The sequence below is a fragment of the Streptomyces sp. NPDC057702 genome (assembly GCF_042799315.1).
GTDB lineage: Bacteria > Actinomycetota > Actinomycetes > Streptomycetales > Streptomycetaceae > Streptomyces.
This window is the reverse complement of record NZ_JBHVJC010000005.1, coordinates 207,239-220,308: the sequence shown is the minus strand read 5'-3', so window position 1 is coordinate 220,308 and position 13,070 is coordinate 207,239. Positions and strand designations below refer to the sequence as shown.

At 73.1% G+C, this 13,070-nt stretch carries 16 protein-coding genes; 10 read left to right on the top strand and 6 right to left on the bottom strand.

All coding sequences use genetic code 11. From position 1 onward, the window contains the following. Nucleotides 1-52 precede the first annotated feature (52 nt). From ACFVFR_RS05560 to ACFVFR_RS05545, 4 genes are read right to left on the bottom strand one after another with little or no spacing between them, the layout of a single operon-like run. Nucleotides 53-817, bottom strand: a complete 765-nt coding sequence (locus ACFVFR_RS05560; protein WP_383698358.1) for an amino acid ABC transporter ATP-binding protein — start codon at nt 815-817, stop codon at nt 53-55. Next, entirely contained in the window at nt 814-1,818 is a 1,005-nt protein-coding gene (locus ACFVFR_RS05555; protein ID WP_383698357.1) for an amino acid ABC transporter permease, read from the bottom strand. The genes ACFVFR_RS05560 and ACFVFR_RS05555 overlap by 4 nt, the downstream gene beginning before the upstream one ends. An 11-nt stretch (nt 1,819-1,829) precedes the next feature. Beyond that, a complete protein-coding gene (locus ACFVFR_RS05550; RefSeq protein ID WP_383698356.1) occupies nt 1,830-2,348 on the bottom strand; it encodes a GNAT family N-acetyltransferase in 519 nt (172 codons plus the stop codon). Next, nucleotides 2,345-3,472: an LLM class flavin-dependent oxidoreductase gene (locus ACFVFR_RS05545; RefSeq protein WP_383698355.1), complete on the bottom strand. Its 1,128-nt coding sequence runs from the start codon at nt 3,470-3,472 to the stop codon at nt 2,345-2,347. The genes ACFVFR_RS05550 and ACFVFR_RS05545 overlap by 4 nt, the downstream gene beginning before the upstream one ends. Nucleotides 3,473-4,321: 849 nt before the next feature. Between ACFVFR_RS05545 and mtnA the strand changes: the two genes are divergently transcribed. The 7 genes from mtnA (at nt 4,322) to ACFVFR_RS05510 (ending at nt 9,092) form a co-directional block, all read left to right on the top strand. Then, entirely contained in the window at nt 4,322-5,488 is a 1,167-nt protein-coding gene (gene mtnA, locus ACFVFR_RS05540; RefSeq protein WP_383698354.1) for an S-methyl-5-thioribose-1-phosphate isomerase, read from the top strand. Beyond that, on the top strand, nt 5,485-6,147 hold the full coding sequence (gene mtnB / locus ACFVFR_RS05535) for a methylthioribulose 1-phosphate dehydratase (protein WP_383698353.1): 663 nt from the start codon (nt 5,485-5,487) through the stop codon (nt 6,145-6,147). Before mtnA ends, mtnB begins: the two co-directional genes overlap by 4 nt. A 4-nt stretch (nt 6,148-6,151) precedes the next feature. Beyond that, entirely contained in the window at nt 6,152-6,733 is a 582-nt protein-coding gene (locus ACFVFR_RS05530; RefSeq protein WP_383698352.1) for an acireductone dioxygenase, read from the top strand. Next, on the top strand, nt 6,730-7,452 hold the full coding sequence (gene mtnC / locus ACFVFR_RS05525) for an acireductone synthase (RefSeq protein ID WP_383698351.1): 723 nt from the start codon (nt 6,730-6,732) through the stop codon (nt 7,450-7,452). Before ACFVFR_RS05530 ends, mtnC begins: the two co-directional genes overlap by 4 nt. A gap of 191 nt (nt 7,453-7,643) precedes the next feature. Further along, nucleotides 7,644-7,871, top strand: coding sequence for a hypothetical protein (locus ACFVFR_RS05520; protein ID WP_383698350.1), 228 nt, complete (start codon nt 7,644-7,646; stop codon nt 7,869-7,871). After that, nucleotides 7,864-8,439, top strand: a complete 576-nt coding sequence (locus ACFVFR_RS05515; protein WP_383698349.1) for an RNA polymerase sigma factor — start codon at nt 7,864-7,866, stop codon at nt 8,437-8,439. The genes ACFVFR_RS05520 and ACFVFR_RS05515 overlap by 8 nt, the downstream gene beginning before the upstream one ends. Further along, complete coding sequence (locus tag ACFVFR_RS05510) at nt 8,436-9,092, top strand: hypothetical protein (RefSeq protein ID WP_383698348.1); 657 nt, start codon at nt 8,436-8,438, stop codon at nt 9,090-9,092. The genes ACFVFR_RS05515 and ACFVFR_RS05510 overlap by 4 nt, the downstream gene beginning before the upstream one ends. A 106-nt stretch (nt 9,093-9,198) precedes the next feature. Here ACFVFR_RS05510 and ACFVFR_RS05505 read toward each other — a convergent pair whose 3' ends face one another. Beyond that, nucleotides 9,199-9,552, bottom strand: a complete 354-nt coding sequence (locus ACFVFR_RS05505; RefSeq protein WP_383698347.1) for an ArsR/SmtB family transcription factor — start codon at nt 9,550-9,552, stop codon at nt 9,199-9,201. 275 nt (nt 9,553-9,827) lie between these two features. Between ACFVFR_RS05505 and ACFVFR_RS05500 the strand changes: the two genes are divergently transcribed. Beyond that, nucleotides 9,828-10,790, top strand: coding sequence for a D-2-hydroxyacid dehydrogenase family protein (locus ACFVFR_RS05500; protein WP_383698346.1), 963 nt, complete (start codon nt 9,828-9,830; stop codon nt 10,788-10,790). 29 nt (nt 10,791-10,819) lie between these two features. Next, nucleotides 10,820-11,227, top strand: coding sequence for a hypothetical protein (locus tag ACFVFR_RS05495; RefSeq protein ID WP_383698345.1), 408 nt, complete (start codon nt 10,820-10,822; stop codon nt 11,225-11,227). Nucleotides 11,228-11,607: 380 nt separating this feature from the next. Here the strand turns inward: ACFVFR_RS05495 and ACFVFR_RS05490 are convergent, their stop codons facing one another. Further along, nucleotides 11,608-12,261: a flavin reductase family protein gene (locus tag ACFVFR_RS05490; protein ID WP_383698344.1), complete on the bottom strand. Its 654-nt coding sequence runs from the start codon at nt 12,259-12,261 to the stop codon at nt 11,608-11,610. A gap of 68 nt (nt 12,262-12,329) precedes the next feature. Here ACFVFR_RS05490 and ACFVFR_RS05485 point away from each other — a divergent pair, with 68 nt between their 5' ends. Further along, nucleotides 12,330-13,052 (top strand): winged helix-turn-helix domain-containing protein, encoded by a 723-nt coding sequence (locus ACFVFR_RS05485; RefSeq protein WP_383698343.1) that lies wholly within the window; start codon nt 12,330-12,332, stop codon nt 13,050-13,052. Nucleotides 13,053-13,070 lie beyond the last annotated feature (18 nt).

Sequence of the window (13,070 nt, the reverse complement as noted above, 5' to 3'; positions counted from 1 at the left end):
GGTTGTTCTCCTTGCCTGCGGGCAGAGCGTGAGCGATGGAACGGGGGGCTGGTCAGAGCACCTTGGACAGGAACGCGCGGGTGCGCTCGTGCCGAGGGGCGTCCAGCACGGTGGCGGGCGGCCCCTGTTCCACGACGACGCCCTCGTCCAGGAACACCACGGTGTCGGCGACCTCGCGGGCGAAACCGATCTCGTGGGTCACGATGATCATCGTGGTGCCGGTACGCGCCAGGTCCTTGATCACGTCCAGCACCTCGCCGACCAGTTCGGGGTCGAGCGCCGAGGTGGGCTCGTCGAAGAGCAGCACCTTGGGTTCCAGGGCCAGCGCGCGGGCGATGGCCACCCGCTGCTGCTGCCCGCCGGAGAGCTGGCGGGGATAGGCGTCGACCTTGTCCGCGAGGCCGACCCGCTCCAGCAGTCGCTCCGCGTTCGCCACGGCCTCCTTGCGTGGCCGGCGCAGCGCGGCGACCGGGGCCTCGATGACGTTGTCCAGGACGGTCAGGTGCGGGAAGAGGTGGAAGTGCTGGAAGACGAAGCCGATATGGGTGCGCTGGCGCAGGATGTCGCGCTCGCGCAGCTCGTACAGCTTGTCCCCGGAGCGGCGGTAGCCGATCAGCTCGCCGTCGATGCTGATCCACCCCCGGTTGACCTTCTCCAGGTGGTTGATGACCCGCAGCAGGGTGGACTTGCCCGAACCGGAGGGGCCCAGCAGCGCGGTCACCTCGCCCGCGCGCACCGTGAGGTCCACGCCGCGCAGCACCTGGAGCGCGCCGAAGCTCTTGTGGACGCCGCGCACGTCCACCATGACGTCGTTCACGCCTTGCCTCCCTGGGCGGTCGCGGGCGTCCGCGGTGCCTGGGCCCGCAGGCGGGCCACGGCGTCGCGGGCGCGGCGCAGTGGTGTGGGGGGCGGGGTGCGGTTGGCGCCACGCGCGAAGTACCGCTCGACGTAGTACTGCGCGATGGACAGCACGGAGGTCAAGAACACGTACCAGGCGGTGGCGACCATGAGCAGCGGGATGACCTGACCGTTGCGGCCGTAGATCACCTGCACCTGGTAGAAGAGTTCGCCGATGGCCATGACGTAGACCACCGAGGTGCCCTTGAGCAGGCCGATGATCTCGTTGCCCGCGGTGGGCAGGATCGCGCGCATGGCCTGCGGCAGGACGATCCGCCGGACCTGCCGCAGCCGGGGGATGCCCAGCGCCGCCGCGGCCTCCAGCTGGCCGTGGTCCACCGAGATGACACCGCCGCGCACGATCTCGGCGGCGTAGGCGGCCTGGTGCAGGGACAGCCCGATCAGCGCGGCGCCGATGGTGCCGATCAGGTCGTTGCTGTCCACGGACCAGAAGACGGGGCCGAAGGGAATGCCGACCCCCAGCCGCTCGTACAGGGCGCTCAGGTTGAACCAGAACACCAGCTGCACGATCATCGGGATGGACCGGAAGATCCAGATGTAGGCCCAGGCGACGGTCTGCAGGACCGGGTTGCGCGAGAGCCGCATGAACGCCAGGACGGTGCCCAGCGCGAAGCCCAGGACCTGCGCGTACACGGTGAGTTGGAGGGTCAGGCCGACCGCCGAGACGATCGACTCGGACAGTACGTACGAGCGGAAGACCTCCCACTCCCAGACCGGGTTGGTGATCAGGCCGTGGGCGAACTGGGCGGCGACGACGAGCACGCCGGCGGCGGCCACCCACCGCCAGTAGTGGCGGGTGGGGATCACCCGAAGCGCGCTCGGGTCGTCGGGGTCGTCCTTGCGGAGCGTGGTGGTGGCGCCGCCGAGGTCGGGCGGCGCGGAGTCGGTACTGAGTCCCATCGTGGTCCTGCTCACGGTCGGTTCGGGGGGTGTTCGGCGGTGAGGTACTTCTCGAACGGGAGGGGCCCGATCGTCTCCGGGTCGGCCTCGGTGTCGAAGAGCGGCGTGTACCCGGTGGCCAGGTAGAGGCCACGGGCCTCGGGTTGGCGCGGCCCGGTGGTCAGGTAGACGCGCTGGTAGCCGCGCTCGCCGGCCACCCGCTCCAGCTCCACCACCACCTGCCGGGCCAGGCCGCGACGGCGGTGCGCGGAGTGCGTCCAGATCCGCTTGAGCTCGGCGGTCGTGGGGTCGTAGCGGCGGAAGGCGCCACCGGCGACCGGGTCGCCGCCCTCCAGGAGCAGCAGCAGCGTCCCGCCGTGCGCGGGCGTGAACTCCTCGTCGGGGTAGCGGGCCAACTCCTCGTGGGCGTCGCCGCCGTAGCGCGCGGTGTACTCGTCGCCGAGCTCCCGCAACAGCGGTTCGACCAGCGGATGGGAGACCGGGACCTGGATGACCGTGAGGTCGGCGGGGGGTTGGGTGACGGAGGTCATCCGCGCACCGCCGCGAGGGGCTGGGCGCCGCCCGCCGCGCGCTCGGCGTCGCGCTTGGCGACCTCCTCGCGCACGATCGGGATGACGTACCGTCCGAAGTCGATGGCGTCGTCCAACAGCGCGTACCCACGGGCCGAGAGGATGTCCACGCCCAGGTCGTAGTAGTCCAACAGGGCCTGGGCGACCGTCTCGGGCGTGCCGACCAGCGCGTTGGAGTTGCCCGCGCCGCCGGTGGCCGCCGCCGTCGGGGTCCACAGCGCGCGGTCGTAGCGCTCGCCCTCCTCCGCGATCGCGATCAGCCGCTGCGAACCGGTGTTCTGCGGCGCGCCGTTGCGGTGGTAGCGCGGCAACCCCTGGGCCCGCCGGTCCTTGATGGCCCCGACCGTCCGGTGCGCCTTCTCCCAGGCCAGTTCCTCGGTCGGGGCGATGATCGGACGGAAGGCCACCTGGATGCGCGGGACGTCGGTGCGCCCGGCCGCCGCCGAGGCGACCCTGACCGCCTCGATCTGCTCGGCGGTCTTGGCCAGCGGCTCGCCCCACAGGCAGTAGATGTCGGCCTCGGCGGCGCCGGCCGCGTACGCCGCGGGCGAGGAACCGCCGAACGAGACGCCGGGGCGCGGCTGTTGGACCGGGAAGACGTCGGCGACGAAGTCGTGGAACTGGTAGTGCTCGCCCTCGTGGTCGAAGGGGTCGCGGGTGGTCCAGATCTTCTTGACGAGCTGGATGTACTCGCGGGTGCGGCTGTAACGCCCGTCCTTGGTCAGCGTGTCGCCCTCACGCCGCTGCTCGTGGTCGTTGCCACCGGTGATGAAGTGCACCGTGAGCCGGCCGTCGCTGATCTGGTCCAGGGTGGCGAAGGTCTTGGCGGCGAAGGTGGGGTACGAGACGTTGGGCCGGTGGGCCAGCAGGATCTGGAGCGTGTCCAACTTGCTGGCCAGGTACGCGGCGGCCGGAGCGGGGTCCGGGGCGCCGGAGGCGTAGGCGAACAACACCCGGTCCCAGCCGTACTCCTCGTGGGCCCGGGCGAGGCGGATCGTGTAGTCCTTGTCGAAGGCCGGACCGGAGCGGGGGGTGGTCTCGGAACCGTCGTTGGTGGCGGCTATGCCAAGAAATTCCACAGGCATGGGAGAGGGCCTTTCACGAAGAGATAAGGGGGGCGGCACGCCGACGGCCGGCGCGATTCGAGGGCCGTCGGAGCGGCGGAAGAGGCGGGTAGGGAACCGAAGGGACGCGGGAGGCGCGGCGCACGGGGGGTGCGGGCGCGGCTGACGCGGACACGCGGCGGGGTGGCGGCAGTGCGCTACCGGGCGCGCGGTCGGCCCACCCTGGGGGAGGGGCTGCGCGACGGTGGAGCGGTGGGGGCGAGGCGGCCCGCGACGGGGCTACCGAAAGAGGGATGGGCCGGTCAGGTGGCCCGCTGCCGCGTTAGCGACAACACGCGGCGGACCACACCCGACCGAAGTCGATGTGGTCGCGGGTGACCAAGCGCTGTTGTCCCTTCACGAAACCAATGGACCAGTAGATTGCGCCTCCCGTCAACTATGTGCCCGCATGTCGGACGGATATTGACCACCTCTCGGTCGATATGTGCGCCCATTGACATGCCGACGAGGTGCGCACATACGATCGACCTCGAACCCGCCCCGCCGCCAGCGGAGTTGGGGCGTGCCGCGTGCGGAGGGGCGCGGCGCCGTCGTCGTGAGCCGCCCCAGGCGCATGTCGTCGTGACCGCTCCGTCCGCCAGTCATCTGTCCTGTTTCTGAGTAATGTCGCCGCATGGCGGCCTTGTGTGACGTCTTTGTGTGCTGTTCGTGTGCCGGGGTCTTCCGGGGCGCCCCGACCGGCGCGGCGCGCGGCGGCCGGCGCTCGCCAGGGCCCGGCGCCACTCCCGTACGACCGCCGCGGCACCGGCCGCGGGGCACGCCACGACCGGGGCCGCGCGGGCGGCCCGGTCCCAGCCCGAGGGAAGGCCGATGGACGACCAGAGGGGCGCGCGGCCCGCGCCCGGTGTCCCGACCGGCGCCCGCGTCGCGCCGGCGCCCCAGTCCCACCCCATGCCCGCCGGCCAGCCGTCGTTGAGCTGGGACGACGGTGTGATCGTCGCCGTCGACCAGCGGGCGCTGCCCGGTGAGAGCCGCGTGCTGCGGCTGGCCAGCGTGGATCAACTCGTGGCCGCCATCGGCTCGCTGGCCATCCGTGGGGCGCCGGCCATCGGCCTCGCCGGCGCGCTCGGAGTGGCCCTCTCGGCCCGCCACCACCACACCGACGGCGTGCTGGACACGGACGCGGTGCGGGCCGACGTCGCGCGGCTGGCCGCCGCCCGGCCCACCGCCGTCAACCTGGCCTGGGCCGTGCGCCGGGCCGCCGGGCACCTGGCCGGCGGCCCCGACGCCGTCCTCGCCGAGGCGTTGGCCATGCTGGCGGAGGACGCCGCGCTGGGCGCCGCCGCCGTGGCGCGCGCCTGTGACCTGGTCCTGTCGCGTGTGGCGGCGCGGCCGATGAGCCTGCTCACCCACTGCAACACCGGCCGGCTGGCCACGGCCGCCGTCGGCACCGCGCTCGGCGTCGTCATCGAACTCGGCCGACGCGATCTGGTGCGCGAGGTGTTGGTGGACGAGACCCGGCCGCTGCTCCAGGGTGCCCGACTCACCGCCTGGGAGCTGGGCCAGGCCGACATCGCCTACCGGGTGTGCGTGGACTCCGCCGCCCCGGCCGCGATGGCCCGTGGTCTGGTGGACTGCGTGCTGGTGGGGGCCGACCGCATCGCCGCCAACGGCGACGTGGCCAACAAGATCGGCACCTACGGGCTCGCGATCGCCGCCGCCCGACACGGCATCCCCTTCGTGGTCGTGGCGCCCGAGTCCACCTGGGACCGAGGGCTCGCCGACGGTTCGGGCATCGTCATCGAGGAGCGCGACCCCGCCGAGGTCACCACGTACGCCGGCCTGGCCACCACGCCACCCGGCGCCGCCGCGTACAACCCGGCCTTCGACGTCACCCCCGCCGAACTGATCACCGCGATCGTCTCCGAGAACCGGACCTTCCTGCCGGGCGCCGAGCCCACCGCCCGGCCGCCGGGCGCGACCCGGCCCGCGAGCCCGGGGCCCACCGACCGCGAGCGACCCGGAGTGTCCACATGAGCGTCGAGAACCCCCACCCCCACGAGGAGGCGGGCGGGTGGTTGGCCCGCCTCGCACGCCAGTTGTACGAGCGCGGGTGGATGCCCGGCACCGCCGGCAACCTCTCGGTGCGACTGCCCGACACGACCGCCCTGATCACCGCGAGCGGCCGGGCCAAGGGCGAGCTGACCTGGCGGGACACGGTCGCCGTGGACGCGCGGACCGGCGCCGAGGTGACCCGTGGACCGCTGCGCGCCTCCGCCGAGACCACCATCCACAGCGCCGTCTACCGCACGACCGACGCCCGCGCGGTCATCCACGTCCACGCGCCGTACGCCACCGCCACCGCCATCCGCGCCGGCGACCGCACACGGCCGCGCCTGCTGCGCGTCGAGCGCCTCGAACTCCTCAAGGGCCTCGGACTCGCCGACCCCGGCAGCGCCGAGGTGCCCGTCTTCCCCAACTGGCCGGACGTGCCGCGCATCGCCCAGGACGTGGCCGACCACCTCGCCACCACCCCGCACGCGCCACCCGCGCTGCTCATCACCGATCACGGCGTCACCACCTGGGGCCGCGACCTGGCACAGGCCCGCGACCGACTGGAGTGCGTGGAAGCCATCTGCCAACTGCTGCTGCTCACCGAATCCGCTTCGCTGACCCCGCACGACGACGAGAGGTGACCCCGTGACCCTGCTCCAGGTCATGCCCGACGACGCGCCCGAGCGGGTGACCCTGCGCACCCGCGACCGCGCGCGCGTCGCCCAGACGCTGCGCGCCCACGCCGTCACCCTGGACCACTGGCCGGTGCGCGGCGTCGTCAGCCCCGGGACCGGGGCGGATGAGGTGCTGGCGCGCTATCACGCAGAGGTGGCCGCGCTCCGCGCCCGCGCCGGCTTCCGCCTGGTCGACGTGGTCGGCCTGCACCCCGAGGACAGCGACGCCTGGCGGGAGCGCGCCGCCACGGCCCGCGCCACCTTCCTGGAGGAGCACCGGCACGCCGAGGACGAGGTGCGCTTCTTCGCCCACGGCGCCGGCTGCTTCTACCTGCACCTGGCCGGACAGGTGCACGCGGTGGTGTGCGAGGCCGGCGACCTGCTGTCCGTACCGGCCGGCACCCGCCACTGGTTCGACATGGGACCACGCCCCGAGTTCACCGCGATCCGCTTCTTCGAGCGCGAGGACGGCTGGGTGGGCGACTTCACCGGCGACCCCCTCTCCGCGCGCTTTCCCCGCCTGGACGCGCTGCTCGCGCCGGAGGCGGCGTGAGCGGGCCCGCCGTGCGCGCGGTGGTCTGCGACATCGAGGGCACCACCGGATCGGCCGCGCACGTGCGCGAGGTCCTCTTCCCCTACGCGCGCGAGCGCCTGACCGGCTGGCTCGCCGCCCACCGTGACACGACGGAGGGGCAGCGGGTCCTACACCAGGTGCGCGCGCACGCCGGGGACCCGGAGCTGGACGAGCGCGGCGCGGCGGCGGCGCTCGCCGCGTGGTCGGACGCCGACGTCAAGGCCCCGCCACTCAAGGACGTCCAGGGCCTGATCTGGGCCGAGGGCTACGCGCGGGGCGAGCTGCGCGGGCACGTGTACGACGACGTGCCGCCGGCCCTGGCCCGCTGGCGGCGCGCGGGCCTGGTCACCGCCATCTACTCCTCCGGCTCGGTGGCCGCGCAGCGCCACTGGTTCGCCCACAGCGACCACGGCGACCTCAGCCCGCTGCTGTGCGACTACTTCGACCTGGTCAGCGCCGGCGGCAAGCGAGCCGCCGACTCCTACGGCGCCATCACCACCCGGCTGGGTGTGCCCGCCCACGCCACGCTCTTCCTCAGCGACGTACGGGAGGAGCTGGACGCCGCCCGCGCCGCCGGCTGGCAGGTCCTCGGCGTACGCCGGGCCGGCGACCCGCGCGGCGACCGGGTGCCGGGCCACCCCACCGTGGCCGACCTGCGCCACGTGCCGCCCGATCCGCTCCCGGCCGCCGCTCCGTGACGCCCGGGCCCGCCCGCCGTCCCACGGGTCCCGGCCGCCTCGCGAGGCACCCGCGTACCGAGAAGCCGGACCGAACACCGGCAGCACTGCGGTTTCCCCTCACGCTCATGTCACACATCGCCACGCTCGGCGCACTTCCATGAACAGCGCGGTGCACTCCGCACCGTGCCATGAAGTGATGAGGAGGCCACATGGTGGTCGTGGTCGCAGCAGTCGTCGTCGCGGGGTTCCTCGCGGGATCGCGCCTGCTGTACGGCTGGGTCGACGGGCGCGTGCGCGTGCGGTTGTTCCAGCTGCGGGAGCAGGGGACCAACGAGCGGCTGCGGGCGCTGCCGGCCGGCAGCACGCTGGCCGAACGCCACCGTGGTGACGAGGTCAGCATCCGCGTCGTCCTGCCGAGGGGAACCGCCCGTGGATGACGTGCGGCACGGCACCCCCACCGTCGGCGTGGTCCTGCCGGGCCAGCGCGAGCCCTCCGTCCCGGCCGCCGACGACGAGGTGGTGCGCGAGGACTTCACGCTCTACTACCGGCAGCACATGCCCAAGCTGATCCGGTTCCTCATGCGCTACGGCGCCAACCCCTACGAGGCGGCCGACGCCGCGCAGGCGGCCTTCATCGAGGCATTCCGGTCCTGGCACCTGATCGAGAGCCGCGCCGCGTGGCTGCGCACCGTCGCCGTGCGCATGTTCCTGCGACAGTCCCCGCACCCGGAGGAGGAACTGACCGACGCCGCGCCCGAGCGCGAGGTCTTCTCCAGCCCGCTGGAGACCGTCGTCCTGCGCGAACAGGAGACCCACGTCTACGCGGCCCTGGGGCGGCTGCCGATGAAGCAACGCCAGGTCCTGGCCTGGCACATGGACGGGTTCAGCACCAGCGAGATGGCCGCCGCCCTGGGCATGACGTCCGCCGCGGTCCGCCAGAACCTGGCCCGCGCCCGCGCCCAACTCAAGGACCACCTGGGTCTCGCGTCTGGAGGTACGCAGTGAGGCACGACACCGACACGGCACGGCCGACCGACACGGCACCGCCGGCTGACACCGACACGGCACTGGACGAGGTACTGGCCACGGCCGAATCCGGCGTCCTGGAGACGGTGACCGAGCACCTGGACACCGAACGCGGCTGGTCGCTGGTCTACTGGGCCGTGGTGCCCACCCGGGAGGCGCCGCTGGACTTCCGGCCCGAGCCCTACCCCGCCCAGCGGTGCGTGCGCGTACCCGGCCGGCTGCCGGTGCCGCCGACCGTGGACGGGCGCCCCCGTACGCTGCTCGACCTGGCCGACGAGGCGCACCGGGCCACCGAGGCGCTGGCCGAGGCATTGGGCAGCGCCTCGGGCGAGGCGTACCTGCTCCAGGCCCAACTCGACGCGCGCATCGGCTGCCTCCACCACCGGCTACGCGACAGTGACCTCAACGGCAGCCAGGCCATGTGCCTCACCCTCGCCGTCGGCGCCAGCGCCCGCCGTATCCGCCACCGGCTCGTCCACGGCCGTGAGCGCACCCTCCCGCTCGCCCCCACCGTCCGCTCGATCGGCCTGGCCACCTCGGTCATCACCGCCATGGAGGCCGTACGCGCCAGACTCCAGGACCTCTTCGCGGACCTCGACGCGGTGGACGACGCGGCCGTCGCCGTGTGGTGACCCGCCCGGCACCGGTACGCACCGGGCGCCGCGGGCCCGGCACACCCGGGCCCGCGCCGCCGGTGGTGCCCACGGCGGGTCGCGCGGCGCCTGAGCGGACCCGGCCCTACGGCGCGCTGCTGAGCATCACGGACAGGGTGGCCAGGACCGTGGGGGTGACGCGGTAGTAGATCCAGGTGCCGCGCCGCTCGGAAATCAGCAGGCCCGCCTCGCGCAGCTTCTTGAGGTGGTGGCTGACGGTGGGTTGGGAGACGCCGACGTCGGCGATGTCGCACACACACGCCTCCCCGTCGGGGTGGGAGGCGACCTTCGAGAAGAGCCGCAGCCGGACCGGGTCGCCGAGCGCCTTGAACATCGCGGCCATGGTCGCCGCGTCCGCGGGGGAGAGTTCCTGCCGGGTAAGGGGAGGGCAGCTCGGCTGAACGCGCGAGGCCGCGGCCGTCTCCTGAAGCGTGGGCATATGCCTATGGTGACACCGGCACTTCCCCGGCGCCAAGCACCGATCAGGCCCCGAATGCCTGGCCAGGCAGCACGAACACCCCCGGTAGTCACCGGCCCGTGGACGAGCGTCCGCACCCGGCCGTGCCCGTGGCAGACGCCACGCCACCCCCGACCGCCGGACCGGGGACGGGCCCGCGCGCCCGCGTCCACGGCGCGGGCGACGGGGGCGGCGCGCGGACGGCGGGCCGGGCAGGGGCACCGCAGGAACCCGCGACCAACAGGGAGAACACCGACATGCAGCAACGCTGTGCCGTCCTCGACGACTTCCAGGGTGTGGCCACCACGAGCGCCGACTGGTCCACCCTGGCCGGCGAGGTGGACGTGGTCACCTTCGCGGAACACCTCGGCAGCGAGGACGAGCTCGCCACGGCCCTGGCCGACTTCGATATCGTCGTCACGCTCCGCGAGCGGGTGCCGTTCCCGGCCTCGTTGCTGGCCCGACTGCCCAGACTCCGCCTGCTGGTTGCCTCCGGCATGCGGAACTCCGTCATCGACTTCGCCGCCGCCCAGGCGCACGGGGTCACCGTGTGCGGCACCCAGAGCTCGTCGACCCCGCCCGTCGAGCTGACCTGGGCGCTGTTGCTCGGCCTGGCACGCGGCATCGTCCCGGAGAACACCGCGCTGCGCGCCGCAGGCCGCTGGCAGAGCACGCTGGGCGCCGACCTGGCGGGCCGGCGGCTCGGGCTGCTGGGCCTGGGGAAGATCGGGGCCAGGGTGGCCCGTATCGGCCTGGCCTTCGACATGGAGGTGGTGGCCTGGAGCCAGAACCTCACCCACGAACGCGCCGCCGAGGTGGGTGTGGCGCACGCCGGCTCCCGGGAGGAGCTCCTGCGTGGCAGCGACTTCGTCTCCGTCCACCTGGCGCTCGGCGCGCGCTCGCGAGGGCTGATCGGAGCGGCGGAGCTGGCCCTGATGAAGCCGACGGGCTACCTGGTCAACACCTCCCGCGCGGCCATCGTCGACCAGGACGCGCTGCTGGCCGCCCTGCGCGCGGGCACCATCGCCGGCGCGGCGGTGGACGTCTTCGACCAGGAGCCGCTGCCGGCCGACCACCCACTGCGTACCGCACCCCGGCTCCTGGCCACCCCGCACCTCGGCTACGTCACCCGGGACAACTACCGCACCTACTACGGCCAGGCCGTCGAGGACATCCGGGCCTACCTCGACGGGGCGCCCGTCCGCCGCCTGGGACCCTGACTGTCAGTGCCCCGTGCGAGGGTGGGCCCATGACGTACTGGCTGCTCACCGACATCGAGAAGGCCGTCCGCGCGAGTTGGGACGCCGACACCTGCACACCCGAGTACCGGGACCGCTGGCGCGCGGACAACCCGGCCCGCGACCAGTGCGGGGTGACCGCCATGGTCCTCAACGACCTGCTGGGCGGCGACCTCATCCGAGGCAGGGTGCACGTGGACGGCACGCAGACCGACTTCCACTGGTGGAACCGACTGGGTGAGGGCGTCGAGATCGACCTCACCCGGGAGCAGTTCGCGCCACAGGAGATCGTCAGCGGCGGGGAGGTCGTGCCGCGCCCGGCCGAGATCGTACGACTGCGCGCGGAGTACGAGCTGCTCCGCGAGCGGGTCCTGACCAGGCTCGGCGCGGCCACGGAGCGGCCGGTGGCGACCGGGTGAGCGGCGCCGTGGGGCGCCCGGCCGACCCCGGGCGGCTCGGGCGGGAGCCCCGGGCCGCCCGGGGCGTGTCTCAGTGACCGGTAACTGACCGGGTGGCCGCACTCGTCGAGGTTGGTTGTGGCCGCCGGGTGGTCCTCCGGCAGCCAGCCAGCGCCGGCGGCAGCGGCAACGCCTGACGCGGGTCGAACGCCCCGAACCGCTTGGCCACCGCCGCCCGCGCCCGAGGCCGTTCCTTCTCGACCGGCCCGGTCTCGAACAGGCCCTCCCCATCACGCATACCGACATCATTCCGCATGAATGATCACAGAACGGAGGCCGGCTGCCGGTCGCGGCCTGTTCCGGTCCCCCTTGTTTCATGCGCTGACCGGCTTCGAGGTCGGTCAGTGGCTCTGCCGGGGTGTCTGGGACCGGAAGCTGCGGCCGAGTTCGGGGCCCAGCCCGAAGTAGTGACGGAAGTTGTAGATCAGTGGGCTCCACGCGGCCGGGTCGATGTGCTGGGAGCCGGGGACGACGATGCGTGGATCGGCGTGGACCTTGAGCACCTGGGCTTCGACGATGAGGAACGCTCCGGAGGCATCGGGTTGGACCCGGGCGGCGCGGGCCTCCAGCTGGATAGGACATGCGGCGGCCCTGGGTGGCCGAACCAGCTCGGAGGGTTCAGGTCGCAGGCCGGCAGCGGCGAACTTGTCCGGCTCGAAACGGAAGGTGCCGCGCTTGTCCACGGGTATCGGGGTGCGTCCGGTCAGCGGCGCCAGCCGCTCCACCGCCGGCCACTGGGCGGGCGCGGGGAGGTTGACCACGAGATCGGGGCGGCTGCGGAGATTGTGCGCGGTCTGTCCCCCAGGCCCCAGACCGAGGACGATGACGTGGCCCAGTGCCCAGGCCGAGGACATCGGCGCCAGGTTGAAGGAGCCGTTCTCGTTCTCCGTCGAGAGCAGTACGACCGGCGTCCCGAAGTACAGGATGCTCGGCTCGATGGCCGCATGGGCGGCCGACGTGTTGGTGGGTGCGCTGCTGGGTGTCGCGGTGTCCATGGGAGTCGACCGTAGGGTGAGGACTCTTCGGCCCTCGCCGAAGGATCGCTGGTGGATGATGGACGGCGATGAGAAACCATGACGCGCACCTGGAGGGCCCGGACCTGGCCGCTCTGGCCGGACTTCTAGCGGACGGCACCCGCGCGAGCTTCTGCCTGGCCCTTCTGGACGGTCGGGCATGGACGGCGACCGAGTTGGCGCGCCATGCCGGAGTGGCCGCCTCGACGGCCACCGAGCATCTGAACCTCCTGGTCGGCGGAGGACTGCTCGCGCAGGAGCGTCAGGGCCGTCACCGCTACGTCCGCCTCGCCGATCCCGAGACGGCCCAACTGATCGAGGCCCTTGCCTCCATGGCGCCTCGACGCGGCGATCCGCCCCGCTCACTGCCCGCTGTCAACCGGAGCCGGGCGTTGGCCCGCGCCCGCACGTGCTATGACCACCTCGCGGGCGCCCTCGGGGTCGCGATCACCGAGGCGATGACCGACCGGGGGCTGCTGGACTGGGAGCAGGGGCTTACGCTCACCGGCAACGGGACCGACTGGCTGGCCGAACTCGGCATCGTGCTGTCGGCCGCCACGCGGCGTCCGCCCGTCCGCTCGTGCCTGGACTGGACCGAACGCCGCCCTCACCTGGCCGGTGCCGTCGGTGCCTCCCTGTGCCGTCACGCCTTCGACTCCGGTTGGATCACCCGGATCGGCACCAGCCGCGCCGTCGCTCTCACCGAGACCGGTCGCCGCGCGCTTCGGGTCCACCTCGGCCTCTCCGGCGAGACGCGCACCCCCCTCGGATGAACACCGATCCCACCCGGT